This is a genomic window from Vibrio sp. 2433-A1, assembly GCF_056726085.1.
Genome location: NZ_JBRESC010000019.1, coordinates 38,976 through 65,404 on the forward strand (window position 1 = coordinate 38,976; position 26,429 = coordinate 65,404).

The following is a 26,429-nucleotide window of genomic DNA, read 5'->3' on the forward strand; positions in this document are numbered from 1 at the left end:
AAAAGAAAGGCTTGAGTATGTCACTCAAGCCTTTTTTTGTTGCTTATATATAGAGGGAGATGTTTATTTCTTAAACATGGCGCGTAAGTTAGCAATATGCGCTTGACCTTTTTCCATCCGCTCTTCAGCCGAGACTGGCTTCTTAGCCTGCTCCCATTCGACATCATCAAACGGAAGTTCATCTAAGAAGCGACTTTGAGTCGGTTTAATTAGTTCGCCGAACTGACGACGCTCCTTACACATGGTAAAGGTCAGTTCACGTTGAGCTCGAGTAATGCCGACGTACATCAAGCGACGTTCTTCTTCGACATTGTCTTCATCGATACTGGTTTGGTGTGGCAAGATACCTTCTTCACTACCAATTAAGTACACGTATGGGAACTCAAGACCTTTAGAAGCATGCAGCGTCATTAACTGTACCGCATCACTCTCTTCATCTTCTTCACCACGTTCCATCATGTCGCGTAGTGTTAAACGCTGAACCACTTCTTTAATCGTCTTCTCTTCTTGGTCGTAATTATCACCCTCAAGGTCAGCGACAATCCAAGAGTAGAGATCGGAGACGTTCTTCATCCGCATTTCTGCCGCTTTTGGGCTCGCAGAGGTTTCGTACAACCAATCTTCGTAGTTGATATCACGCACAAGCGAGCGCACCGCTTCCACCGTATCACCACGTTCAGCTTGGTCGGCAATTTTCACCAGCCAAGCAGTAAAACGGCGCAAGTTTTCCAGACCACGACCAGACAGGGTTTGTTCGAGGCCCATTTCAAAGCTGGCCTCAAACAAACTCTTACCACGCATATTGGCGTAGCTGCCAAGCTTCTCTAGTGTCACAGGACCAATTTCTCGACGCGGCGTATTCACAATACGTAAGAAGGCATTGTCATCATCCGGGTTCACCAACACACGCAGATAAGCCATGATGTCTTTAATTTCTGCTCGAGCAAAAAACGAAGTACCACCGGACAATTTGTAAGGCACACGGTTTTGCATCAGCGACTTTTCAATCAAGCGCGATTGGTGGTTACCACGGTAGAGCACGGCGTAATCTTTATACTCAGTGCGATTAAGGAACTTATGTGCGATTAGCTCACCGGTCACTCGCTCCGCTTCATGTTCTTCATTTTTTGCCAGCAAGACTTTGAGTTTCTCACCATCAGGAATTTCTGAAAAAAGCGACTTGTCATAGACATGCGGGTTGTTGGCAATCAAGATGTTAGCCGCACGCAGAATTCGGCTAGTTGAACGGTAGTTCTGCTCTAGCTTAATTAGGCGCAAGTTTGGGTAATCTTCCCCAAGTAGCACTAGGTTTTGCGGTTTAGCACCACGCCATGAGTAGATAGACTGGTCATCGTCCCCTACCACGGTCAAACGGCCACGCTCACCAACAATCAGCTTCACTAAGTCATATTGGCTGGTGTTGGTATCTTGATATTCATCAACCAATAGGTAGCGAATACGGTTTTGCCAACGCTGACGTACTTCTTCGTTTGTACGCAGTAAAAGTACCGGAAGTGAAATCAGATCATCAAAATCAAGTGCGTTATAAGCCTTCATCTGCTTTTGATACATTTCAAAGCAGAACGCAAAAAGCTGTTGCTGCTCGCCCTTAGCCTGCGCTTTAGCTTGCTCAGGGGTCAGCATGTCATTTTTCCAATTGGAAATGGTACTCAGCAACTGACGCAGGAGATCTTTATCACCATCAAGCTGTTTTTCAGTTAGCTCTTTCAGCAGCGCCATCTGATCTTGGTCATCGAATAACGAAAAGCCAGACTTAAGTCCGAGCGCTTTGTATTCGCGCTTGATGATATTCAGGCCTAAAGTATGAAAGGTTGAGACCATTAGGCCCTTGGATTCATTTTTGCCTAACGTCTGACCAACACGCTCTTTCATTTCTCGAGCGGCTTTATTGGTAAAGGTTACCGCAGCAATGTTGCGTGCCTTGTAACCACACTGCTGAACCAGATATGCGATCTTATTGGTAATTACACGTGTTTTACCCGAGCCTGCACCAGCAAGCACCAAACATGGGCCTGATACGTACTTTACGGCTGCGTCTTGATTGGGGTTCAGCTTCATGGTCATCTCTGAAGTACAAATAGTGGCGCATATAATAATAGTGCAACAAATAGATTGCTATGTTTACTCAACGTGACCAAGGCGTCTTATTGAAAAATTTTTTGCCCAATTCATACAATAGTTTGTTGTGTATATTGTCACAACTTAGCCTATAATGAATGAACGTTCATTCATTAACCGCATATGTAAACTGTCTGGTTCTGTTTTTATGAAAGATAAAAGACAACAAATCATTGACGCTGCTGAAACTCTGATTGCTGAATCTGGTTTTCGAGGCTTATCAATGCATAAGTTGGCCAAAGAAGCTGGGGTCGCAGCAGGAACGATTTATCGCTACTTCTCTGACAAAGAAGATTTACTGCATCAAGTTCGTTTAGAGGTGATTCAACGTAATGCTGAAGCCATTCAGCGTGATGTTGACGAATCATTACCGCTAAAAGTGCGCTTTCGAAAGATGTGGGTAAACATTTTTGATCTCTCGGTGTCCAACATCGACAATTTAAAGAATCGTGCTCAGTACGACTCTCTACCTTGTGTTCGTAGCCATGAGACTAAAGAAATTGAGCGAAAGATGTTTAGCAAGATCGAACAACTTTTCACTGAAGGGCGTGAAGCAGGGATATTCAAACCCTTGGCTAACCCAGTATTAGCCGCTCTCAGTTTAGAAGTCAGTGTCACTCTAGCTCGTAAACAATCGCTTGGATATTACCAACTTGATCAAGATGCCATTGAAGCGGCAATTGAAGCCAGTTGGGATGCAATCATTACACATTAACTTGGAGTTCTAATTAGAATGAAAAAGTGGACTTTCTTTATGTTACTTATCGCGGTACTGCTGTTTGGCAGCGTGATAGGTTTCAATCTCTTTAAGCAACAGAAGATCGCTGAATACATGGCGAATCGACCTGAACCCGAGTTCCCGGTAACGGTAACTGAAGTTCAAGCGGTTGATTGGGTACCTGTTATTGATGCGATCGGTTTTATCGAACCTAACCAAGGTGTTACGGTTGCAAATGAAACAAGCGGTGTGATCGACAAAATTTCATTTGAGTCTGGTACTCAAGTAGAAGAAGGTCAGCCTTTGGTATTGCTTGACTCAGCAGTTGAAAAAGCAAACCTAAAGAGTGCTCAAGCTAAGCTGCCTGCAGCTCAAGCGAAATACAAGCGCTACCAAGGTCTTTACAAGAAAGGCTCTATCTCTAAAGAAGCGTATGATGAAGCAGAAGCAAACTACTTCTCTCTACAAGCTGATATTGAGAGCCTAACAGCAGCGATTGATCGCCGCGAAATCAAAGCGCCATTCTCTGGTGTGGTTGGTATTCGTAACGTTTACCTAGGTCAGTATCTACAAGCCGGTACAGACATCGTGCGCCTTGAAGATGCTAGCGTAATGCGTCTGCGCTTTACGGTTCCTCAAACCGATATCTCTCGTATTTCTATCGGTCAAGAAGTGGATATTTTTGTTGATGCTTACCCAGAGAAACCATTCAAAGGTTCTATCTCAGCGATTGAGCCTGCGGTAAACATCCAAAGTGGCCTGATTCAAGTTCAAGCGGATATTCCAAACAGTGACGGTCAGCTGCGTAGCGGTATGTTTGCACGTGCAAACATCATTCTACCTAAGCTTGAAAACCAAGTGACTCTGCCACAAACCGCTATCACCTTTACTCTATACGGCGACAACGTGTACATCATCTCTGATAAAGATGGTGAGAAGCGTGTAATACAGCAAGTGGTTAAAGTGGGTGAACGTACACAAGACATCGCACACATCCTTGAAGGTGTGAAACCTGGTGATGTTGTTGTTACGTCAGGCCAGGTGCGTCTAAGTAACCACGCAAAAGTTCGTGTAGTAGAAAGCGATGCAACTACTCCACCAGCTAAAACACCAATGCTGTAACTGGAGGCCTCATGCGCTTTACTGATGTTTTTATTAAACGTCCAGTTTTAGCGGTATCGATCAGCTTTTTGATTGCTCTGCTTGGCTTACAAGCAATCTTCAAAATGCAGGTCCGTGAATACCCTGAAATGACAAATACAGTAGTAACAGTTTCGACAGGTTACTACGGTGCCAGTGCAGACTTAATCCAAGGCTTTATTACTCAGCCATTGGAGCAAGCAGTCGCGCAGGCAGACAATATAGACTACATGACTTCTCAATCGGTTTTGGGTAAATCGACCATTACCGTCAACATGAAGTTAAACACCGACCCAAACGCGGCACTGTCTGATGTTCTGGCGAAGACTAACTCGGTTCGCTCTCAGCTACCGAAAGAGGCCGAAGACCCTACTGTAACTATGTCTACCGGCTCTGCCACTGGGGTACTATACATTGGTTTTACCAGTGATGAGCTTTCATCAAGTCAAATTACTGACTACCTAGAGCGCGTAATTAACCCGCAGCTGTTCACGGTCAATGGTGTCTCTAAAGTTGACCTTTATGGTGGTATGAAGTACGCACTGCGTATCTGGCTTGATCCCGCTAAGATGGCAGCGCTTAACCTAACTGCAACGGATGTAATGGGCATACTTAATGCCAATAACTACCAGTCTGCAACGGGTCAAGCGATTGGTGAATTCGTACTTTACAATGGTAGTGCAGATACCCAAGTATCTAACGTTGAAGAGCTCTCCAACCTAGTGGTGAGTACCGATGAAGGTAATGTTACTCGTCTGAGCGATATTGCTAAAGTCACACTAGAGAAGAGCCACGACGTTTACCGTGCGAGTGCCAACGGTCAAGAAGCTGTGGTTGCTGCGATTAACGCTGCGCCAAGTGCTAACCCGATCAACATCGCTGCCGATGTACTGGAACTATTGCCTCAGTTAGAGCGCAACCTGCCAAGTACCATCAAGATGAACGTGATGTATGACTCAACCATTGCGATTAACGAGTCTATCCACGAAGTAATCAAAACGATTGTAGAAGCAGCGGTTATCGTACTTATCGTTATCACCCTGTTCCTAGGTTCGTTCCGTGCGGTAATCATCCCTATCGTTACTATCCCGCTTTCACTGATTGGTGTAGCGATGGTAATGCAAAGTATCGGGTTTTCGTGGAACCTGATGACGCTACTGGCGATGGTATTGGCTATCGGTCTGGTAGTCGATGACGCGATCGTTGTTCTTGAGAACGTAGACCGTCATATTAAGCTAGGTGAATCACCGTTCCGTGCAGCGATCATCGGCACCCGTGAAATCGCGGTACCAGTTATTGCCATGACCTTAACGCTGGGTGCGGTATATGCACCGATCGCGCTGATGGGTGGTATTACGGGCTCGCTATTTAAAGAGTTTGCCTTAACCCTAGCAGGCTCGGTATTTGTATCGGGTATCGTGGCACTGACGCTATCGCCAATGATGTGTTCAAAAATGCTTAAGGCTAACGAAAAGCCAAGCAAGTTTGAGCAGAAAGTCCACCATGTACTTGATGGCATGACTAACCGTTACGCGAAGATGCTAAAAGCAGTCATGCAGCATCGTCCAGTCGTGATTGGCTTTGCAATCATCGTATTCGCCAGTCTGCCGATGCTGTTTAAGTTCATTCCAAGTGAACTGGCACCATCAGAAGATAAAGGCGTTGTGATGCTAATGGGTACTGCACCGTCTAACGCTAACTTAGACTTCATGCAAAACACCATGAACGACGTAAACCAAATTCTGTCTGATCAGCCAGAAGTAGCGTTTGCACAGGTGTTTACTGGTGTGCCTAACTCAAACCAGGCATTTGGTATTGCGTCTATGGTGCCTTGGAGTGAGCGTGAAGCGAGTCAGTCTGAAGTAGCAAACCGCGTAGGTGGGTTAGTGGGTAACGTTCCGGGCATGGCTGTAACCGCTTTCCAGATGCCAGAACTACCAGGTGCCGGCTCAGGCCTTCCAATCCAATTTGTTATTACCACACCAAATGCGTTTGAAAGCCTATTTTCAATCGCAACGGATGTGTTAACTGAAGTCAAGTCGAGTCCAATGTTCGTTTATTCGACACTCGATTTAAACTACGACTCAGCAACGATGAAGATCAACATCGACAAAGACAAAGCCGGTGCTTACGGCGTAACCATGCAAGACATCGGTATTACGCTAAGTACGATGATGGCCGACGGTTATGTAAACCGTATCGACTTGAATGGCCGCTCTTATGAGGTTATTCCTCAAGTAGAGCGTAAGTGGCGTCTAAACCCAGAGTCGATGAACAACTACTACGTACGCTCTGCGAATGGCAAAGCAGTACCACTCGGCAGCTTGATTACGATTGATGTTGTGGCAGAGCCTCGCTCGCTACCTCACTTCAACCAGCTAAACTCAGCGACCGTTGGTGCCGTTCCAGCACCAGGCACAGCTATGGGTGACGCAATTAACTGGTTTGAAGGTGTTGCGGCAGAGAAACTACCAAGCGGTTACAACCATGACTACATGGGTGAAGCGCGTCAGTACGTGACAGAGGGTAGCGCACTATACGCAACCTTTGGTCTAGCACTGGCGATCATCTTCTTGGTTCTAGCGATTCAGTTTGAATCACTGAAAGATCCGTTGGTTATCATGGTGTCAGTACCACTAGCGATTTGTGGTGCCTTAATTGCCCTTGCTTGGGGCGCGGCAACTATGAACATCTACTCTCAGGTTGGTTTGATTACCCTAGTTGGCCTAATTACTAAGCACGGTATCTTGATCTGTGAAGTAGCCAAAGAAGAGCAGTTACACAACAAACTGAACAAGATGGACGCGGTAATGGAAGCGGCGAAAGTACGTCTGCGCCCTATCCTAATGACCACAGCTGCGATGATTGCAGGTCTTATCCCGCTAATGTATGCGAGTGGTGCAGGTGCGGCGCAGCGCTTTAGTATCGGTATCGTAATCGTTGCTGGTCTAGCGATTGGTACCATCTTTACGCTATTCGTACTGCCAGTGATTTACAGCTACCTAGCTGAAAAACACAAGCCACTACCAGTGTTTGTTGAAGACAAAGATTTGGAAAAGCTGGCGCGCGTTGATGAAGCAAAAGCAGCTCACCGTGAGCTAGCAGACAACAAATAGTCTGCTAAAAACTGAAAAGGTCACTTCGGTGGCCTTTTTATTTGCCTCATTTAGCTGATATTCGCTTCGAATTTTTACGATCGAGGTAGCGACTTTCCCGTATCAATTACATAGAATGAGGGCAAATCGAAAGGAGTTTTAGTCACATGTTTGACCCAAAGAAACTAGAGCAAATTGCTAAACAAATTCATGACTCTATGCCTACGCCAGTAAAAGAGCTTGGCTCAGACGTAGACCAAAAGGTTCGCCAAGTCATCCAAGGTCAGCTGAATAAGCTAGACGTGGTTAGCCGCGAAGAGTTCGACGTACAGACACAAGTCCTACTGCGCACTCGCCAAAAGCTTACCGAGATGGAAAAGAAGCTAGCCGATTTAGAACAAAAGCTAGCGGATAAATAATAAAAAAGGCTTGGTCAACGGAGACCAAGCCTTTTAATTAGATGTTGTGTTTATTGTATTAATTGACCCCAGTCTATCTGGAGTTCTTTGCTAACCTACGGTCTAGATTAGCGAATTACGCAGAATTCAGTCTTCACAGCTAAGAGCTTAAGTTCGCGGAGGTAACACGGAGTTTGCGCTAGCGCTAGCAAATGAGTATTACCGACAAAGAAATTAAGCTCCTTAGCGAAGAAGATTAGCCGCCTACCGCGATGTTCTTCATATCAGTCATGTACCCACGTAGCTCTTCACCGATGTACTCAACTGGGTGGTTACGGATAGTATCGTTTACTGCGATTAGCGTAGCGTTATCTACTTGGTTTGACGTTTCGCCTAGACCTTTACCAATCACGTCTGTACCTACTGAAGGCATGAACTTCTCACGTAGTAGTGGTGTTGCTACGTTAGCGAATAGGTAGTTACCGTATTCCGCTGTATCTGAGATTACTACGTTCATTTCGTATAGACGCTTACGTGCTACTGTGTTTGCGATTAGCGGTAGCTCGTGTAGTGACTCGTAGTACGCTGACTCATCGATGATGCCTGATGCTGTCATTGCTTCGAATGCGAGTTCAACACCTGCACGAACCATAGCGACTAGTAGGATACCGTTGTCGAAGTACTCTTGCTCAGAGATTTCAACGTCGCCTGCTGGGTAGTTTTCAAATGCTGTTTCGCCTGTCTCTTCACGCCAACCTAGTAGGTTTGCGTCATCGTTCGCCCAGTCAGCCATCATAGTGCTTGAGAACTCACCAGTGATGATGTCATCCATGTGCTTGTTGTAAAGCGGACGCATTAGATCTTTTAGCTCTTCAGATAGCTCAAAAGCTTTGATTTTCGCTGGGTTTGATAGACGGTCCATCATGTGCGTGATGCCACCGAATTTCAGTGCTTCTGTGATGGTTTCCCAACCATACTGAAGAAGTTTACCTGCGTAGCTTGGGTCGATGCCGTCAGCAACCATCTTCTCGTAAGATACAATAGAACCTGCTTGTAGCATGCCACATAGGATTGTTTGCTCACCCATTAGGTCAGATTTAACTTCTGCAACGAATGAAGATTCTAGACAACCTGCGCGGTGACCACCTGTACCTGCTGCCCATGCTTTCGCGATATCCCAGCCTTCACCTTTAGGGTCATTTTCTGGGTGAACAGCGATGAGTGTAGGAACACCGAAACCACGCTTATACTCTTCACGTACTTCTGTACCTGGACACTTAGGTGCAACCATTACAACCGTTAGGTCTTTACGGATTTGCATGCCTTCTTCAACTACGTTGAAACCGTGCGAGTAACCTAGTGCAGCGCCTTGCTTCATTAGCGGCATTACCGTTTCAACAACGTTAGTGTGCTGCTTGTCAGGAGTCAGGTTGATTACTAGGTCAGCGTCAGGGATAAGCGTTTCGTAGCTTGCTACTTCAAAACCGTTTTCTTTTGCGTTCTTGTAAGACTGACGCTGCTCGTCAATCGCTGCCTGACGTAGTGCGTACGCTACGTTTAGGCCAGAGTCACGCATGTTTAGACCTTGGTTTAGGCCCTGTGCACCACAACCAACGATAACGACTTTCTTACCTTTCAGGTAATCCGCTTCTGTTGCGAATTCGCTGCGGTCCATGAAACGACAACGACCTAATTGGTCTAGCTGCTCGCGTAGGTTTAAAGTATTGAAATAGTTAGCCATCTGGGCGCTCCTTTAAAGAATTTTTCCGTTGAGGTCGGTCGTTTTGTTACCGAATGAGTTCATACTAAAGCAGACATTCTGTTGCTTAAAGTGATATATTCACAATTAGTAATTGCAATTAATGCAACAAGGATATGACCCCTTCATGAACATTAAGTGCCTGCAGTTGTTCATTCACCTGTGTGATAGTAAAAGTTTTGCCAAGACCGCCTCGGCGATGCATATCAGCCCTTCAGCACTCAGTCGCCAGATCCAAAAATTGGAAAGCGATACTGGGCAAGCATTGTTCCTGCGCGACAATCGCAGTGTCGAACTCACCCCTGCGGCGAAAAAGCTGTTACCCGTGGCACTGAATATTTTGGGCGAGTGGCAAAACTACAATGCGCAGCTAAAAGGTCATGAAGAAGAATTAAAGGGCGAGATACGCTTGTTCTGCTCAGTGACGGCCAGTTACAGCCATTTGCCAGAGCTACTCTCAGAGTTTCGTCTCCAGCACCCTTTCATTGAATTCAAACTCTCGACTGGTGACCCCGCTCAAGCAATTGGCAAGGTGCTAGCTGATGAAGCGGATATTGCCATCTCAGCCCAACCAGAGCAGTTACCAGCACGGATCGAGTTTGAAACCATCAGTGAAATTCCCCTGTCTGTGATTGCCCCGGTTGGGGTGAGCAACTTTGCAGAAGAGCTAAGAAAAGATAAGCCTGACTGGTCTGTGATTCCATTTATTGTCCCCGAGTCAGGTACTGCCCGAGAGCGCGCCAATGCTTGGTTTAAGTCAATGAAGATTAAACCTAACATCTACGCGCAAGTGTCAGGTCATGAAGCGATTGTCAGTATGGTCGCGCTAGGGTGTGGTGTCGGTATTGCACCAGACGTGGTGATCAATAACAGTCCGGTCAAAGAGAAGATAGAACGGCTTAAAGTCGCCGCTTCAGTCAAACCGTTTAAGCTTGGGGTGTGCTGCAAGCGCTCACAGCTCGACAACCCGTTAATTAAAGCACTGTGGCAAATGGCCCACGATACCTATATCGCTCCATAATCTAAACGCCAGATACAACAAAGCCACCGCTTTTTCAGAAATCAAGAAACACGGTGGCTTTTACAATTAAAGCAGTTTTCTAAATAGTTGGAGTCACAGCTAGGCGTCAAACAACCTTATTCCCCTGAGCATAGTGCGCTATGTGATTGGGACGGCCGGCGCTCCGGGAAGGTTGTGAAGGCAACGACGCTGTGGCTTCAAATATGACGAAAACTCAGATGACGCGAGAGAACTGCTGCTGCCTAGCCTTAGCTCTTAAATACTTATCGAAACACATACAAATGTTACGAATCAGTAGTCGGCCACGCAGTGTCACGCGAATTTCTTCGTCATCCACTTCGACTAGCTCATCATTAATGAAGGTCTGCAGTAAACCTAAGTCTTCTTTGAAGTATTGATTAAATGGCACCTTAAACTCGGACTCAATCATGGTCTTATCCAGTTTAAAGTTACAAATTAGCTGCTTAATCACTTCACGGCGAAGTAAGTCATCACTATCAAGCGAGACACCTTTCCATAAAGCATGACGCTGGTCAGTTACTTGCGCGTAGTACTTCTTCAACTCTTTCTGGTTTTGCGCGTACGCATCACCAATCATTGAAATCGCAGAAACACCGAAGCCGACTAAGTCTGCTTCACCTTGGGTGGTGTAACCTTGAAAGTTGCGGTGCAATACGCCATTACGCTGCGCCACCGCCAGTTCGTCATCCGGCTGAGCAAAGTGGTCCATACCGATAAACTGATAATCCGCACCTGTTAGGGTTGCAATGGTGTCTTGTAGAATCGCCATTTTCTCTTCAGCGATCGGCAAATCTTCATCTTTAATCTTACGCTGCGCAGCAAACAGTTGCGGCATATGGGCGTAGTTAAACACAGACAAACGACCAGGCTTCATTTCTAGTACTTGTTTAAGCGTCTCAGCAAATGAGTCCTTGGTTTGTTTCGGCAGGCCGTAAATCAAATCTAGGTTAGTTGAACGGAAGCCTAGATCTTTAGCTCGCTCAACCATAGCAAAGATAAATTCTTCATCTTGCTCACGGTTAACCAACTTCTGCACTTCTTTATTGAAGTCTTGCACACCAATGCTCAAACGGTTGAAGCCTTCACCACGTAGGTGATCCAGCATATCCAACTCGATTTCACGCGGGTCAACTTCGATACTGATTTCCGCATCGCCTTCAAAGTAGAACTCGCCGCGAAGAATCGCCATCACACGGCTAATTTGCGCTTTGGTTAGGAAAGTGGGTGTACCGCCGCCAAAGTGAAGCTGAGTCACTTTACGACCTTGTAGCAATGCCGCGCGTGTCCGAATTTCTAGCTCTAACACATCAAGATACTCGTCCGCTTTATGGGCATGACGAGTGATGACCTTATTACAACCACAGTAGTAGCAAAGCTTGTGACAGAAAGGGATGTGAATATAAAGAGAAAGCGGTCGCTCTGGATATTGAGTACACGCCATGTCGTAGTCTGCGACTGTAAAAGCTTCATGGAATTCTAAAGCTGTTGGGTATGAAGTATAACGAGGACCTGAATAGTTGTACTTATCAAGAACCGCCTGATCCCAGACAATTTGTTGGCTTGCGACGACGGGCTGCGACATGATGGTATTTCCGTTTGGGCTGTAATGCTTATGTGACCACTAGGATCATGGTAATTAGCAGGCTATTTTGCCACACCTTAGAGTGAGTCGTCGGTGCGCTGGCTGCTTTTTGAGTAGCAATACTCAGAATTGATAACTCGATCACTACCCTTTAAGTGTAAGCGATCGAGTTATAAAAGTTACGCGCTAGATCATTTGAATGTTGATCTGGTTGTTTAGCGGTTTCACTTTTTTCTGCAGACGTTTTAGCTCTTCAGTAATATCTTGCTGAAGGCGTGACTCTGCTTTGTGGCGCTCAAGATTTTGCTTCATGCGCTCTTGTTTAGCCAATTCCTGACGAGCTTCTCCGAGCGCCATATCTTTAACGATATGGAACAGCTCTGAAGTCGCTGGGTATTCTTGGTCGAAATCGACACGCTCTTCACCTTGGACATAGTCCATGATGTTATAAAGACGAATACTGATCTCAGATAGGTCACACTGCTCTTGAATGCCGGCTAAGCAAAGGACGTTGACGCTTTCAAAGATGTTGGCATTACGCTTTTCAATTGCCAGCTTTTGTTGCTGCAATTGCAATTCCTTTTGCTTCTTGAGCTGGAGCAGAAGGTAACCAGCATAAGAGGCTAAACCCAGGACAATGGCACTGCCTGCGATAGCTAATAAGGTTACATTCATCGTGCTCTTTACCCTTTAAATTGGTTCAGATCCAAACCTTCAAACTGAGAAAGTAGCTCATCGTCTGAATTCGCTTTCTTGCTCGGCTTCTGTTTTGCTACTGGCTCAACAACATCGTCTTCCTCGAACTCTTCTTCAGATTCTTCGTAGATACCAAGTTGCTTCATCAGGATTTCAATACGTGCAAGTTTTTCATCAACGTACTTCTGTAAACCCGCACCTAGGCTGTCGCCGTTATCTAGGCGATCCAACAGCACGTTCAGTTGCGCATCATTTTCAAGCATTTCTAGCTCTTTTTCAGCACTAATACGACGCTCAGCTTTGTTTGGTTTTTTCACCGCTTCAACAACTAAAGGAATCTTCTTTTTGCTGCCTAAACGTGGGTCGCGCTTTTGGCTCGCAGTCTGTTGCTTTTGTGTTTTTGCTTCAGAGTTGCGACCGCCGGTCTTTAGACCTTTGCGCTTTTTGTCTTTTTTACGTAGACGTCCTTCAACGTCTGATTCAGTACGATTACGAACAACGATTACGTCGCTATTACCGCCTGATCTTGCTTTCTTACTACGGCTCATTACTGGGCTTTCCTCAGTAAAATTACATCATTACCAATAAATTCAAGCTCGAGCTGATCCCGCTCTGCCAAGTATTGAAACGTTTTACGACTGAAAAAGACCACATGGGTCAGATCGTTTTTGTAGTGCCATGAGGCAAACGCTTCAATATCAATGACCATCTTAGTCATAAGACCAATCCAGCCACCCGGCTTAACTAAATTCAACCATTGCTGCCACACTTTATTGGGCTCATAAAGGTGCTCAATAACTTCTGTGGCAGTGATAAAGTCATACGACGTGTCTAACACCGAGCGATCTGGGTGATAGTAAAGGTCATACAAACTCATGGTGTGTCCTTGCTCTTCCAACATTAAAGATAATGTTGGTCCTGGGCCACAACCAAAATCTAACCCGTGAGAGTTGGGAGTTATACGCGTTAATATGGGGTCAGAAACCCGAGATAAAAAGCGTCGATATCCTTCGTCATTTGGATCATTCTCATGCAGATCGTAGTGGGCTTTTTCCGCTTTTGCATCCAAACGCTGGTCTGGATTAACAAACACAAGCTCACACTGCTGGCACTGAAGATACTCTCTACGCTTATCTTCATAATAGTGCTTGATGTTTAAGCTCTGACAAAGGGGGCAATTATGCATATCGGCTGCGTAAACTCATCCTCAAACAGGGATGCGAAACATACCAGAAACTGGCGTTAGAGTGGAGCACTATTGCGCAAATAATCATCAATTTTTGAAAAATAGGAATAAAAAAAGCGATAGAGTGTCTCTATCGCTTTCTAAATACCTTACGGTAAAACTGTGTTGTACTGAGTTCAGTACACCAATAATCCATTTGTTTTTAGCGCTTTCCCTGCCAAAAGTGTTGTTTGCCACCATCCTGGTGAGTTTTGGCTTTCCTTTAACTTCCTGTTATTGGGGCTAGTCCTTAGCCTGATCCTTTACGCTGTCTTAAACCATTAGACAAGTCGACCATCCGTATCAAGTAGGTGTCCTACCTACCCTGATTCCATTCTTCAACAACCAAGCATCCTTCGCTTGCGTCCTTGGAGACCTCTTGGTCTGAAATCCTTCATCAGCGCCCTGCCGATAACAATACTTTACCGTGATAGTGGCTTTGAACAATCCTCAAAAAACAATATTTGCAGTTAATTTCTTGCCTTCAAATCATAGCCTTTAATTTCAACACCTTGCGGAGATCCCACAGAAAATGGATAACTAATGTATGGACGATCTCTTACAAGTAGAGTGGCGAGAAAGAACATTGGCTCCGATTGGCGAGAGTGATCGCAATCATACGAAAAAGCCCAGACCGAAGTCTGGGCTTTTTCAATACAACTTATGCTCGAACAAATTCAAAGGGCTTAGTGTAGGCCACCAACATATTTTGAAAGAGTATCGATATCTTCATCCGTCAGCTTCTTCGCGATATCACGCATCATTTCGTTCATATCGTTTGCACGAGAGCCGTCACGGAATTTTTCTAGCTGAGCTTTAATGTAATCAGCATGTTGACCTGAAATTTTCGGAAAGCCAGATAGCTCAGTACCATCACCACGAGGACCGTGACATGCAATACAAGCTGTTAGACCACGTTCAGCGTCACCAGCGGTATAAAGAACCTTACCTGCTTCAACAACGTTTTCAGGTGTTGTGTTGTCCGAGATAGGTAGAGATGCGTAGTAAGCCGCAAGATCTTTCATATCTTGCTCAGACAGAGGCATAGCCATACCCCCCATCACAGGGTCTACACGACCTTGTTTACCACCACTAGTCATACCCAACTTGAATTCTTTCAGCTGCTTTTCGATATATTTAGCATGCTGACCAGCAATTTTCGGGTACATTGCGAGTTGACTGTTGCCGTCAGCACCATGGCAGGCAACACAGGTTTGAGATTTTGCTTTACCAGCTTCTATGCTGCCTTGGGCCCATACGGAGCAGCTGGCTAAAAGACTCAATATTAGCGCTAATTTCTTCATGACATTCCATTTATAATTATCAAGCTTCCAGTACCACTCATGGTACAATAGGCGACCTTATGCCGAGCACGGTTATTTTACACAATTTCACAAAAAAGTAATCAATCGACTACACAAAGTCGAGATGGAGTTAACAGTGAGCGTAAAAATTCATTATCAAAACACTCATTTCATCACAAGTGCGCCGGATATCCGCGCCTTGCCAGCAGATGAAGGTATCGAAGTTGCGTTTGCAGGACGCTCCAATGCGGGCAAATCAAGCTCTCTTAATCGCTTGACCAACCAGCGTAGCCTTGCAAAAACCAGTAAAACACCAGGTCGTACACAACTTATTAACTTATTTAAAGTGACTGACGGCTGTCACATTGTCGACCTTCCCGGGTATGGCTTTGCGCAAGTCCCGTTAGAAATGAAGAAGAAATGGCAAAAATCGCTAGGTGAATACCTACAGAAACGCGCCTGCCTAAAAGGTCTAGTAGTACTGATGGATATCCGTCACCCGATGAAAGACCTCGATCAGCAGTTGATTTTCTGGGCTGTGGACAGCGGTATTCCAGTCCAAGTGTTGCTGACTAAAGCCGACAAACTGAAAAGTGGTGCACGTAAAGCGCAAGTATTGAAGATTAAGAAAGACGCAGTTGGCTTTGGTGGTGATGTTAGCGTTGCTGCTTTCTCTTCACTAAAAGGACTCGGTGTTGACGTGCTGCGCAACAAACTCGATGAATGGTTTGCCCCAGCATTGTCACAATCAGTGGTTGAAGAGATCATTGAAGAAGAAAATATCGACGACGAACAACAATAGTATTGATTCGGAACGATATTTTTTAACAAGCCCTGCAGCAATGCGGGGCTTTTTTATACTCAGCTTATTAATAAGGGAGCGCAGAAACAAAACGCCCCACCATCCTGGCGGGGCAACGGGAGAGAAATAGTTGTTATAAATTATTGTGCGCCCTAGATTACGAATTTCTCCGTTGAGGTCAACTCCGCTCCCTCTCAAACATCCGCTAGCTAAATTAGACTTATTTCCAAACAAAAACAAACAGTTAAAGTTAAACTCAACCAATAAATTGAAAGATAATTGGATTGTTTTTCTGACCAAAATAACCAAACTGTGAATGGAGTAAAATTACAAAATTTTGTGTGATTACAGAAAGGTGAATCAATGGCTTGTCATGACAATGATCATCGACAAAGAGATAGGAAAATAGAGCGATAGTGAGAAATACCAAGATAAGGATATGAGTTTATTAGATTTTTCTTTCGCACAATAAAAAACGCCCCAGTCAAATACTGACTGGGGCGGCTGAATCAGCCTAATCCAATAACGTGAAACAAAAGGTCTGAAAGATAGAACATCTTACCTCTGTACCCTACGCAGATTAATGTACAACAATTGGTCAGAAATGAAAACCACTTTTGTAAGTTTTTTTCATTAAAATTTTATTAAATAACACTTTGACAAAATCATCAGAAACTTATTTCTTGACAAGAAAAAGCCAGCGTTTGTGCACTGGCTCATGTTATTAATCGTTTTTTGCTTATTTTTTGTCTAGTGTGCCTGATCCCAGTTATCACCATGACCAGCTTCAGCGACAAGAGGAACACTTAGCTCTGCTGCCGACTCCATTAATTCTTGTACTTTACTTTCAATTTCGGTCAAAGCTGACTCTTGAACTTCAAATACCAATTCATCGTGTACTTGCATCAACAGTTTAACTCGACCGTCACCTTCAGCTTGAATCCATTCATCAACCAATAGCATCGCTTTCTTAATGATATCTGCCGCGGTGCCCTGCATTGGCGCGTTGATCGCCGCACGCTCTGCCGCTTTACGACGCATACCATTACGTGATTGGATTTCTGGTAGATGTAGACGACGACCAAAGATGGTTTCAACATAGCCTTGCTCAGATGCCGCGCTACGCGTGTCTTCCATGTACTGCATTACACCTGGGTAACGTTCGAAGTATTTGTTCATGTAATCTTGCGCTTCACCACGTGGGATACCCAATTGTTTCGCTAGACCAAACGCACTCATACCGTAGATAAGGCCAAAGTTAACCGCTTTTGCACGGCGACGCTGCTCTGAACTCACTTGGTCAATGGTAGTGCCCATAATCTCGGCAGCGGTTGCAGCGTGAATGTCTTTGCCTTGCTGGAAAGCGTCTAACAGCGCTTTATCACCCGATAAGTGCGCCATGATACGCAACTCAATCTGAGAGTAATCGACTGCCATTATTTTGTAGCCACTCTCAGCAATAAACGCTTGCCTTATCAAACGACCTTCTTCATTTCTAATTGGAATCTGCTGCAAGTTTGGTTCAACGGAAGACATTCTACCTGTAGCTGTACCTGCCTGATTAAACGAACAGTGAACCCTACCTGTGACTGGATTAATCTTTGTAGGTAGGGTATCTGTGTATGATGTCTTGAGCTTAAACAAACTACGGTATTCAAGAAGAATTTTCGGTAGCGGGTAATCTAAAGCAAGCTCCTGCAATACCTCTTCATTCGTAGAAGGAACTCCTTTCGGAGTTTTCTTAATGACTGGCATTCCCAACTCTTCGAACATTACTTCTCGCAGCTGTAAAGTGGAATTGACGTTAAATTCTTTGCCAGCAATATCAAAGATCTTCTGCTTCAGTTCTTCTAGTCTCTTGGTAAATTCAACGGACAGTGCATTCAACTGGAAATCATCAATTAACACACCTGTACGCTCTATACGAGACATAACCGGAATTAGTGGAACTTCTACTTCGCTATAGATATACGAAAGCTTCTCGTCTTGAGCGATATTTTCCATCAAGCGATTATGCAGGCGAAGCGTCACATCCGCATCTTCTGCGGCATACGGTGATGCTTGATCAAGCTCTATTTGATTGAAGGTCAGTTGCTTCTTGCCTTTACCGGCAATCTGCTCAAATGAGATGCAGCTATGCTGAAGGAAGCGTAGCGCCAAGCTGTCCATATCATGCTTACCACCTACGCTGTTATATACATACGAAGCCAGCATGGTGTCGTGCTTGATGCCTTTCATTTCAATGCCGTAGCGCGCTAATACACTGGCATCGTATTTGAGGTTTTGGCCCACTTTCGCTTGAGCTTCATCTTCAAGAATCGGTTTTAACTGCTCTAGTACCCAATCACGATCTAGCTGCGCAGGGGCATCTAGGTAATCATGAGCAACAGGAACGTACGCAGCGACACCTTCTTCGGTTGCAAACGAAAGGCCCACAAGATTCGCGACCATGTAGTCTAAGCTGTCAGTTTCGGTATCAAAAGCGAATACCTCGGCTGCTTTGAGCTTATCTAGCCACGCGTTAAAACTCGCTTCATCTAGAATGGTTTCGTACTGGCTGCGATCAATGGTCACTGCTGAAGTGTCCATTTCTACGCCACTTGATGCTTTCGCTGCGCCCGTTGCTCCGCCGGATTTTTCATCCGCTTCTACGACACCGTTACCGCCATCTAATAGCTCATTGAGCCATGACTTAAATACTAGCTGACCGTAAAGTTTGATCAGTTCGTCTGTGTTTGGCTCCGCTTTTAGCAGCGATTCTGGAGTTTCTTCGAGTTCGACATCTAGCTTGATGGTCGCGAGCTCATAAGACAGCAAAGCATTATCTTTGTTATCGACCAGCTTCTTAGCCATGGTTTTAGAACCGCGGAAACCAAGTGGCGCGATATCATCAAGATTTTCATACAGCTTATCTAAACCGCCAATGCCTTGTAGCAGCGCCGTGGCCCTCTTATCGCCGACACCCGGAACACCAGGGATGTTATCGACTTTATCGCCCATCAGCGCTAGGTAGTCGATGATCAGTTCCGGTGGAATACCAAACTTCTCAATCACACCTTCACGATCCATCACCACATTAGTCATGGTGTTGATCAAAGTAACGTTATCATCCACCAGCTGAGCCATATCCTTATCACCGGTGCTGATCAGCACAGGCATACCCGCTTGAGAAGCTTGATACGCTAAGGTACCGATCACGTCATCGGCTTCAACGCCAGGGATACAGATCAGTGGTAAGCCCATTGCACGAATCACATTATGCAGAGGCTCGATCTGACAACGCAGATCATCAGGCATAGGTGGACGGTTTGCTTTGTACTCTGGATACATGTCATCACGGAAGGTTTTGCCTTTCGCATCAAAGACCACAGCAATACGATCGGAAGCAAATTGACGCATCATGCTACGCAGCATGTTCACCACACCGTAGACCGCATTAGTTGGAATATCGCCATTACTCATAGTGCCAGGGTAGGCATGAAATGCGCGATATAGGTAAGAAGAACCATCGATAAGAATCAACGGATTATCAGGAATATTGGCCATAGTCTTTACGTATCCAAAGAAAATGCAAAAAAGATCTGCTTAGGATGCCATGAGTCCGTCAGTGAATCCATTTTAACTCTCTCAACTCTACGCTCACATTTGATTATTCTTATACCAACGGGCCACCTCACTTGTGGATAACTCTGTTTATATTATTTATACACAGGATATAAAAATGGAATAGAAGCACGACAAAAACACTATAAGACCATGTAATAAAAGAATATTAACAGAGATCGATCATCCACAGATCGATCTTGAAACGATCTTGCTCTGTGGAAAAGACTATTGGTGTCCTTTTATTCGATCGCAAATCACAAGCATAAAAAAAGCGACATCTTTCGATGTCGCCTAGCAAAAAGGGGTCAAAGCAATTCAGGTGAATGAGGTGCTCTGCCATAAAGCTATAAATTACACTGGAAGCAATGTGAGCAATGTCGTGTCAAAAAGAACTCGTGCAAGTTCGATTAAGTTCAGTGTCATCACCGTCTCCATATTGAATCTGGTAACTCAACGTCCTTGTGAACTTCTCTCATTCCCTAAGACGAGACAAATAATAACCATTCGCATTTAATGCGTCAATAGTTAAATGAGAAAAAATCTCATTTAATTTTATGACAGTGCTATAGCTGCTTTACGAAGTGGATTCTACTCTCTATAAGAGGATGCTTTTGTTCAAAATTTTCAATCAGATAGCCATTTCTGATCAGCAGTCTCAACATCGCAGGAAATTGATTTCTCGATTTCACTTTTAGCTGCTTATAACCCTGCTCTGCGACCCACTTCTCTTGAATTTCCAATAACTTTTGCGCCACGCCCTTATTACGAGCCAGCGAAGAAACACCTCCGAACCAGCTATAAAAGGTTTGCTCATCCAATTGATAACCAATTTTAAAGCCCAGCAAGTTATCCCCTTCTTGCGCGACTTGGATCAGAGAGCGTGCTTTGCCTTCTAAACGCGCCGATAAGCTTTCGACCGTCTCTTTATGGGCAAACTCTTGGATCTGCTCTACAACTTGAACGCACTCTTCGAGTGTCCCCTGACGATAAACTACACTCACTATCAAACTCCTAAACGAAAAAAGGCTGGCAACTGCCAGCCTTTCGAAATTATAAACTCGTCACGACTATTCTTGATCTTCTCGCAAGAAGGTCGCTGCTTGAGCATTTTCTTCCGCTAGCCACTCTGCCACGTCTTTAGCAAAGTAAGTCAAAATGCCATCAGCACCTGCACGCTTAAAGCACAGCAAAGATTCCATCACCGTCTCGCGCTCTTTTAACCAACCATTGGCAAAAGCAGCTTTATGCATCGCATACTCACCTGAAACTTGGTAAGCAAAAGTCGGTACTTCTAGCTCAGACTTAACGCGGCGAACAATATCCAAATATGGCATACCTGGCTTAACCATCACCATATCCGCGCCTTCGTTGACGTCCATGGCCACTTCATGGATCGCTTCATCGCTGTTGGCCGGATCCATTTGGTAGTTCTTCTTGTTACCGCCTTTAAGGTTACTTGCGCTGCCGACCGCATCACGGAACGGGCCATAGTAGCAAGACGCATACTTGGCAGAGTACGCCATGATTTGGGTATTAATGTGACCTGCTTGCTCTAGCGCTTTGCGAATCTCACCGATTCGGCCATCCATCATATCTGAAGGCGCCACAACATCTGCGCCCGCCTCAGCATGAGACAACGCCTGCTTAACCAAAACCTTAGTGGTTTCATCATTAAGCACGTAGCCCTCTTCGTCGATGATGCCATCTTGACCATGGGTAGTGAATGGGTCGAGTGCCACGTCAGTAATCACACCGATTTCTGGCACATGCTCTTTGAGTGAGCGTACCGCGCGCTGAACCAAACCTTCTGGGTTGTAAGCTTCAGCAGCACATAAACTTTTTGCATCTTGGTTTACCACAGGGAATAGAGCGATCGCTGGTACACCTAGCTGAGCAAGGTATTGCGCTTCTTCCAGCATCAAGTCGATCGATAAGCGTTCGATACCCGGCATAGAATCCACGGTTTCGCGGCGATCTTTACCCATTAAGATAAACATTGGGTAAATAAGATCGTTAACAGAGAGTTGGTTTTCAGCCATTAGGCGACGGCTAAAGTCATGTTTACGCAAACGGCGCATACGACGGCCAGGGAATTGACCTTGAATCGAAACTGACACTCTATTCTCCTTGTGTGGTGAAAGTGCTTGAGTTGAATAATATCACTCAATGGAAGTGACGCTAGCAACAAAACGCAAAAATGCAGAAAATGACCAAAGGCTCACACTGCCGTATACTGGTGCCACTTAGTTAACCAAGAATCATTTTGCCCAGAGAACAACCATGATTGATACCCACGCCCATATCTATGCCAGTGAATTTGATGCAGACCGTGATGATGTGGTTCAGCGCGCTCTCGCCCAGGGCATAGATAAGATTCTCCTGCCGAACATTGACCTAGAGTCGATAGAGCCAATGCTAAAAACAGAGGCGGCTTATCCACAAGTTTGTCGCTCTATGATGGGCCTTCACCCATGCTACGTCGACGGCAACGTCAAACAGACTCTTGATGCGGTCCACTCTTGGTTCGACAAGCATAACTTTATTGCCGTGGGTGAAATTGGCATCGACCTATACTGGGATAAAACCTATAAGGCCGAGCAGGAAATGGCTTTTATCACTCAGTTAAACTGGGCAAAAGAGATGAAACTTCCAGTGGTGATTCATACTCGCGATTCCATTGAAGAAACTCTGGCGCTGCTTCGTCAAGCGCAAGATGGCTCACTCTCTGGAGTATTCCACTGTTTTGGTGGCAGTGCTGAAGAAGCAAAGGCGATCAATGATCTCGGCTTCCACTTAGGTTTAGGTGGTGTATCAACGTTTAAAAACGGTGGTATGGATAAGGTGATCCCCCACCTCGATATGAACTATGTGATTCTAGAGACAGATTGCCCATACCTTGCACCTGTGCCACACCGTGGTAAACGTAATGAGCCAGCCTATACTTCTCTTGTCGCTCAACGTGTTGCTGAGCTCAGAGAGCTCAGCGTAGCAGAGGTGGGTCAGCTAACTACCACCAATGCGATTCAGCTGTTTAAACTCTAATTCTCTGTACAAAAACAAAAAGGGGTTGATGCTTTCACATCAACCCCTTTTTTCGATCTGGCGATAAGGCCTACTCTTCGACTTCTTCATCGTCATCTTTACGCACATAGAAGCGCGCAAAGAACAAACCAACTTCAAATAGCAGACACATTGGAATCGCTAATAGCGTCTGAGAAATCATGTCTGGTGGCGTCAGCATCATACCGACAATAAACGCCCCAACGATGATGTATGGGCGCTTTTCACTCAGGCTCTTAGGGTTAGTCGCCCCAGTCCAACATAACAAGATGATCGCCACTGGCACTTCAAACGCGATACCGAACGCTAAGAACAACGCTAAGACAAAATCGAGGTAACTGGAGATGTCGGTTGCAAACTCTACCCCGCCAAGAGAAATAGCAGTAAAGAAACCAAACACCAACGGGAATACCACGAAGTAAGCGAAAGCCACACCACAATAAAACAGCAGTGAGCTTGAGAACATCAATGGCATGATCAAACGACGTTCATGCTTATACAAGCCCGGTGCAACAAACGCCCACACTTGGTACAAGATAAACGGCACCGCTAGAAAAATAGCCGCAATTAAAGTCAGCTTTAACGGTGTGAAAAACGGCGACGCGACATCGGTAGCAATCATGGTTGCCCCTTCCGGTAGACGCTCTACCAAAGGTGCGGAGACAAACTCATAGATGTCATTGGCAAAATAGATCAGACCAAGAAACACCACTAGCACGGCAACAATAGCACGTAGCAAGCGGTTACGAAGTTCCAATAAGTGGCTGATCAAAGGCTGTGTCTGCTCAACAGAAGACATGGAAACCTCTACTCAAAAAGATAGAAAAAGAGCTACGGACTTTATACTGCAAGTCGTAGCTCCTCTAAATACGAGACTATTCGGCTTTTTTATCTGCCTGTGGTGTTGGCTGAGTATTTAAACTTTCAACCTCACCAGCGGAGTCATTAGCGCTGTGAACGGATGCAACTTGGTCATCCACAGTCTCAGTACTGTTCGTCGCTGAGTCGCTTTTGCTCGCGTATGGACGCTGGACGTCTTGCGCAGCTTGCTTCAATTGTTCTACTGAAGACTTAAGCTCAGGAGAGAGATCTTCCATCCCCATTTGCTCTGCTTTGCGCAAGTTTTCCTGCAGTTCTTGTACCTTAAGCTCATGAGAAAGTTCATCTTTCACACTGTTTGCCATGTTTTTCGCTGCACCGACAAATTTGGAGACACTGCGGATCGCATGTGGCAAACGCTCAGGACCAAGCACTACCAGCCCAACAACAGATATTAATACCAGTTCCCAAAAACCGATATCAAACACGAGTTACGCCTGCTCTTTGTCTTTCTTAGTTTCAGCAGTTGCTTCTGTTTTCTGCTGCTCTACGCTTTTTTGCTGATCAACAGCTTTTGGCTCGAAATCTGCGTCTTTTTTGTCTTTGTCCGCATCATCTTCGCTCATTGCTTTCTTGAAGCCTTTTACTGCGCTACCAAGATCGCCACCAATACCGCGTAGTTTCTTAGTACCAAACAGTAGAACTACAATGACAGCAATAATCAAAAGTTGCCAAATACTAATACCACCCATTCTTTTTACCTCGGGTCTTATTAAACAAAACTATTTCAAGAGTTTAACGTCTATTGACGGTAAGCTCGCCAACTAAGCAACCAAAATGTGACCCCGCCAATGGCGGTGCCTAATGAAAGCTGCTCATAAGTGCTGTTAACCAATATTGCCGAGCATACGACTAATGTGGCACCAACACCAAACAAAAATTTTCCGGTCGCCTGCTGACGCTTACTTGAACGATAACCTTGGTAGAGCTGATCCATACGTTGGTTCATCATCTTACCTTGGCGCAAGCTGTCATAAAGCAACTCTGGCAGTTCTGGCAGTTTCTCTGCCCAGAACGGCGCACGATCTTTCACCGCGTTGATCACCGCTTGCGGGCCAACTTGGTTCATCATCCACTCTTCAAGGAATGGTTTAGCAGTCTCCCACAAATCAAGTTGTGGGTATAACTGACGGCCAAGGCCTTCGACATAAAGTAACGTCTTTTGCAGCAACACCAATTGCGGCTGCACTTCCATATTGAAGCGACGCGCAGTGTTAAACAAGTTTAAAAGCACATGGCCAAACGAAATCTCACACAGTGGCTTAGCAAAAATCGGCTCACACACAATGCGAATCGCAAATTCAAACTCGTCAATGTTGGTTTCACGTGGAACCCAACCAGAGTCAACATGCAGTTCAGCCACGCGTCGGTAGTCACGGTTAAAAAACGCTAAGAAGTTTTCCGCTAAATAACGCTTATCTTCACTGTTTAACGTACCAACAATACCGCAATCTAGACCAATCCAACGTGGATTCTCTGGATGTTCTGGTTCAACAAATACGTTACCAGGGTGCATGTCGGCATGGAAGAAGCTATCGCGAAAGACCTGGGTAAAGAACACACTCACACCACGCTCAGCTAGGAGCTTCATGTTGGTGCCGTTGGCCTTCAAACCTTCAATGTCAGAAACTTGAATACCGTATATTCGCTCAGAAACCATGACAGTTTGATTACTAACGTCAGTAATGACCTCTGGCACATACAATTCTTCGCTGCCTTCGAAGTTGCGACGCAATTGAATTGCATTGGCCGCTTCACGACGTAGGTCTAGCTCATCCAATAATGTTTTTTCGTACTCACGTACCACTTCGACTGGTTTCAATCGACGTGCTTCAGGAAGCGCTTTGGCGACTATACGTGCCATTCGGTACATCAGTTTTAGATCTGCATCAATGACCGGGCGAATATCTGGCCTGATGACCTTTAATACCACTTCTTGGTTAGTCGATTTGTACCTTGCGGTATGCACCTGAGCAATCGACGCCGACGCCAGCGGTTCAATCTCAAAATCATCGAACCAAGTTTCCAGTGGACCACCGAGTGCTTGCTCCATTTGCTGTTTCGCCAACTGGCCATCAAACGGTGACACTTGGTCTTGCAGTAAAGCTAATGGGTCTGCGATATGAGGTGGAAAGAGGTCGCGGCGGGTCGACATCATCTGACCGAACTTAATCCACACAGGGCCAAGTTCTTGTAGTGCTAGACGCAGTCGCTCACCTAGCGGCTTTTCTGGATGTTGATTCTTAATCCAGAACAGACTTTTTCTTAGCAGAAGAGGCGCTTTCGTTAACTGATGTTCAGGGAGCAGTTCATCAAGCCCATACTCAAGCTGGACTCGAACGATATGATATAAACGGCGCAGCTCGGTTAAGGTCATGCAAGCTCCAACAATTTATTGAGCTTCGCTTCGACGCGCGCTGCCTGACTTTTCACGTCATCAACCTGATCACAGAAATGCGCCACTTCTAACGGCGCTGGAGCAATCTTCCACTCTTCCGTCAGTACCTGCGCAAGATGGTTTTGATGCTTACTCGCCTGCGCTTTAAGCATATTGCCAACGCCAGTAACCCCTTGCACAACCGTATGTGCAACAACATCACCTGTCAGCTTAGATAGCCACTCTTCAAGATCAGGTTTGCAATCGGTCATCAACTGCGAAAACTTCTGCGCAAGTTGGATATCACCTTCTAACACCAGCTTATCTTGCTTGATGAGCTTAGTGATATTGGATTGATCACGCAGCTCAGGCAGCACTGATAAGTTGAGTGATAGATAACAATCTGGTTGCCCTTCGTAATTAGCCAATACATCAATCTGCTGACTAAAGATGAACGTTAGGGTCTTATTGAGTTCTTTGAGGTTAACTTGAATCACTTGCCCTTTAAGGCGAGCAAGTCGACGACCCAATTCAGGATCGTCTTTAATCAATGTATTGAGCGTGGTCTCAATGACCGCAGTAACAAGAGGTTCAAATGGCATCGTTA

At 45.3% G+C, this 26,429-nt stretch carries 23 protein-coding genes; 7 read left to right on the forward strand and 16 right to left on the reverse strand.

Annotated features, from left to right (window positions below; genetic code table 11):
* Positions 1 to 63: 63 nt before the first annotated feature.
* A complete protein-coding gene (rep, locus tag ACU01J_RS17240) occupies positions 64 to 2,079 on the reverse strand; it encodes a DNA helicase Rep (protein ID WP_481086818.1) in 2,016 nt (671 codons plus the stop codon).
* A gap of 208 nt (positions 2,080 to 2,287) precedes the next feature.
* Here rep and ACU01J_RS17245 point away from each other — a divergent pair, with 208 nt between their 5' ends.
* The 4 genes from ACU01J_RS17245 to ubiK all read left to right on the forward strand — a co-directional run bounded on the left by ACU01J_RS17245 (position 2,288) and on the right by ubiK (position 7,511).
* Positions 2,288 to 2,854: a TetR/AcrR family transcriptional regulator gene (locus tag ACU01J_RS17245; RefSeq protein WP_481086819.1), complete on the forward strand. Its 567-nt coding sequence runs from the start codon at positions 2,288 to 2,290 to the stop codon at positions 2,852 to 2,854.
* An 18-nt stretch (positions 2,855 to 2,872) separates the two neighbouring features.
* On the forward strand, positions 2,873 to 3,979 hold the full coding sequence (locus ACU01J_RS17250; RefSeq protein WP_481086820.1) for an efflux RND transporter periplasmic adaptor subunit: 1,107 nt from the start codon (positions 2,873 to 2,875) through the stop codon (positions 3,977 to 3,979).
* Between the two features lie 11 nt (positions 3,980 to 3,990).
* On the forward strand, positions 3,991 to 7,113 hold the full coding sequence (locus ACU01J_RS17255) for a multidrug efflux RND transporter permease subunit (protein ID WP_481086821.1): 3,123 nt from the start codon (positions 3,991 to 3,993) through the stop codon (positions 7,111 to 7,113).
* Positions 7,114 to 7,259: 146 nt separating this feature from the next.
* On the forward strand, positions 7,260 to 7,511 hold the full coding sequence (gene ubiK, locus ACU01J_RS17260; protein WP_481086822.1) for a ubiquinone biosynthesis accessory factor UbiK: 252 nt from the start codon (positions 7,260 to 7,262) through the stop codon (positions 7,509 to 7,511).
* Positions 7,512 to 7,746: 235 nt separating this feature from the next.
* On the opposite strand, the gene ilvC is transcribed toward ubiK, so the two are convergent.
* Positions 7,747 to 9,231 (reverse strand): ketol-acid reductoisomerase, encoded by a 1,485-nt coding sequence (gene ilvC, locus ACU01J_RS17265; protein WP_481086823.1) that lies wholly within the window; start codon positions 9,229 to 9,231, stop codon positions 7,747 to 7,749.
* Positions 9,232 to 9,376: 145 nt separating this feature from the next.
* Between ilvC and ilvY the strand changes: the two genes are divergently transcribed.
* On the forward strand, positions 9,377 to 10,270 hold the full coding sequence (gene ilvY, locus ACU01J_RS17270) for an HTH-type transcriptional activator IlvY (RefSeq protein WP_481086824.1): 894 nt from the start codon (positions 9,377 to 9,379) through the stop codon (positions 10,268 to 10,270).
* A 214-nt stretch (positions 10,271 to 10,484) separates the two neighbouring features.
* Here ilvY and hemN read toward each other — a convergent pair whose 3' ends face one another.
* The 5 genes from hemN to ACU01J_RS17295 all read right to left on the reverse strand — a co-directional run bounded on the left by hemN (position 10,485) and on the right by ACU01J_RS17295 (position 15,098).
* Positions 10,485 to 11,873: an oxygen-independent coproporphyrinogen III oxidase gene (gene hemN / locus ACU01J_RS17275; RefSeq protein ID WP_481086825.1), complete on the reverse strand. Its 1,389-nt coding sequence runs from the start codon at positions 11,871 to 11,873 to the stop codon at positions 10,485 to 10,487.
* Positions 11,874 to 12,059: 186 nt separating this feature from the next.
* Positions 12,060 to 12,548: a DUF2489 domain-containing protein gene (locus ACU01J_RS17280; protein WP_481086826.1), complete on the reverse strand. Its 489-nt coding sequence runs from the start codon at positions 12,546 to 12,548 to the stop codon at positions 12,060 to 12,062.
* Between the two features lie 8 nt (positions 12,549 to 12,556).
* A complete protein-coding gene (yihI, locus tag ACU01J_RS17285) occupies positions 12,557 to 13,117 on the reverse strand; it encodes a Der GTPase-activating protein YihI (protein ID WP_481086827.1) in 561 nt (186 codons plus the stop codon).
* Positions 13,117 to 13,755, reverse strand: a complete 639-nt coding sequence (locus ACU01J_RS17290; protein ID WP_481086828.1) for a class I SAM-dependent methyltransferase — start codon at positions 13,753 to 13,755, stop codon at positions 13,117 to 13,119. The genes yihI and ACU01J_RS17290 overlap by 1 nt, the downstream gene beginning before the upstream one ends.
* Before the next feature lie 725 nt (positions 13,756 to 14,480).
* Positions 14,481 to 15,098 carry a c-type cytochrome gene (locus tag ACU01J_RS17295; RefSeq protein ID WP_481086829.1) on the reverse strand — a complete coding sequence of 206 codons (618 nt, stop codon included), beginning with the start codon at positions 15,096 to 15,098 and terminating at the stop codon, positions 14,481 to 14,483.
* Positions 15,099 to 15,234: 136 nt separating this feature from the next.
* Here ACU01J_RS17295 and yihA point away from each other — a divergent pair, with 136 nt between their 5' ends.
* On the forward strand, positions 15,235 to 15,900 hold the full coding sequence (gene yihA, locus ACU01J_RS17300; protein ID WP_481086830.1) for a ribosome biogenesis GTP-binding protein YihA/YsxC: 666 nt from the start codon (positions 15,235 to 15,237) through the stop codon (positions 15,898 to 15,900).
* Between the two features lie 509 nt (positions 15,901 to 16,409).
* Here the strand turns inward: yihA and spfP are convergent.
* The 4 genes from spfP to hemB all read right to left on the reverse strand — a co-directional run bounded on the left by spfP (position 16,410) and on the right by hemB (position 21,623).
* Complete coding sequence (gene spfP, locus ACU01J_RS17305) at positions 16,410 to 16,457, reverse strand: small protein SpfP (RefSeq protein ID WP_438356636.1); 48 nt, start codon at positions 16,455 to 16,457, stop codon at positions 16,410 to 16,412.
* A gap of 193 nt (positions 16,458 to 16,650) precedes the next feature.
* Complete coding sequence (polA, locus tag ACU01J_RS17310; RefSeq protein ID WP_481086831.1) at positions 16,651 to 19,446, reverse strand: DNA polymerase I; 2,796 nt, start codon at positions 19,444 to 19,446, stop codon at positions 16,651 to 16,653.
* Positions 19,447 to 20,069: 623 nt separating this feature from the next.
* On the reverse strand, positions 20,070 to 20,507 hold the full coding sequence (locus tag ACU01J_RS17315; RefSeq protein WP_481086832.1) for a GNAT family N-acetyltransferase: 438 nt from the start codon (positions 20,505 to 20,507) through the stop codon (positions 20,070 to 20,072).
* A 66-nt stretch (positions 20,508 to 20,573) separates the two neighbouring features.
* The gene (gene hemB, locus ACU01J_RS17320; protein WP_481086833.1) at positions 20,574 to 21,623 is read right to left on the reverse strand and encodes a porphobilinogen synthase; all 1,050 of its coding nucleotides are present in this window, start codon (positions 21,621 to 21,623) and stop codon (positions 20,574 to 20,576) included.
* A gap of 163 nt (positions 21,624 to 21,786) precedes the next feature.
* On the opposite strand from hemB, the gene ACU01J_RS17325 reads away from it, so the two are divergent.
* On the forward strand, positions 21,787 to 22,548 hold the full coding sequence (locus tag ACU01J_RS17325; RefSeq protein ID WP_481086834.1) for a TatD family hydrolase: 762 nt from the start codon (positions 21,787 to 21,789) through the stop codon (positions 22,546 to 22,548).
* 70 nt (positions 22,549 to 22,618) lie between these two features.
* On the opposite strand, the gene tatC is transcribed toward ACU01J_RS17325, so the two are convergent.
* The 5 genes from tatC to ACU01J_RS17350 form a co-directional block, all read right to left on the reverse strand.
* Positions 22,619 to 23,365, reverse strand: coding sequence for a twin-arginine translocase subunit TatC (gene tatC / locus ACU01J_RS17330; protein WP_481086835.1), 747 nt, complete (start codon positions 23,363 to 23,365; stop codon positions 22,619 to 22,621).
* 76 nt (positions 23,366 to 23,441) lie between these two features.
* A complete protein-coding gene (tatB, locus tag ACU01J_RS17335; RefSeq protein WP_053440727.1) occupies positions 23,442 to 23,873 on the reverse strand; it encodes a Sec-independent protein translocase protein TatB in 432 nt (143 codons plus the stop codon).
* Positions 23,874 to 23,876: 3 nt separating this feature from the next.
* A complete protein-coding gene (gene tatA, locus ACU01J_RS17340; protein WP_481086836.1) occupies positions 23,877 to 24,137 on the reverse strand; it encodes a Sec-independent protein translocase subunit TatA in 261 nt (86 codons plus the stop codon).
* A gap of 50 nt (positions 24,138 to 24,187) precedes the next feature.
* On the reverse strand, positions 24,188 to 25,822 hold the full coding sequence (gene ubiB, locus ACU01J_RS17345) for a ubiquinone biosynthesis regulatory protein kinase UbiB (protein ID WP_481086837.1): 1,635 nt from the start codon (positions 25,820 to 25,822) through the stop codon (positions 24,188 to 24,190).
* Positions 25,819 to 26,424 carry a ubiquinone biosynthesis accessory factor UbiJ gene (locus ACU01J_RS17350; protein ID WP_481086838.1) on the reverse strand — a complete coding sequence of 202 codons (606 nt, stop codon included), beginning with the start codon at positions 26,422 to 26,424 and terminating at the stop codon, positions 25,819 to 25,821. The genes ubiB and ACU01J_RS17350 overlap by 4 nt, the downstream gene beginning before the upstream one ends.
* Positions 26,425 to 26,429 lie beyond the last annotated feature (5 nt).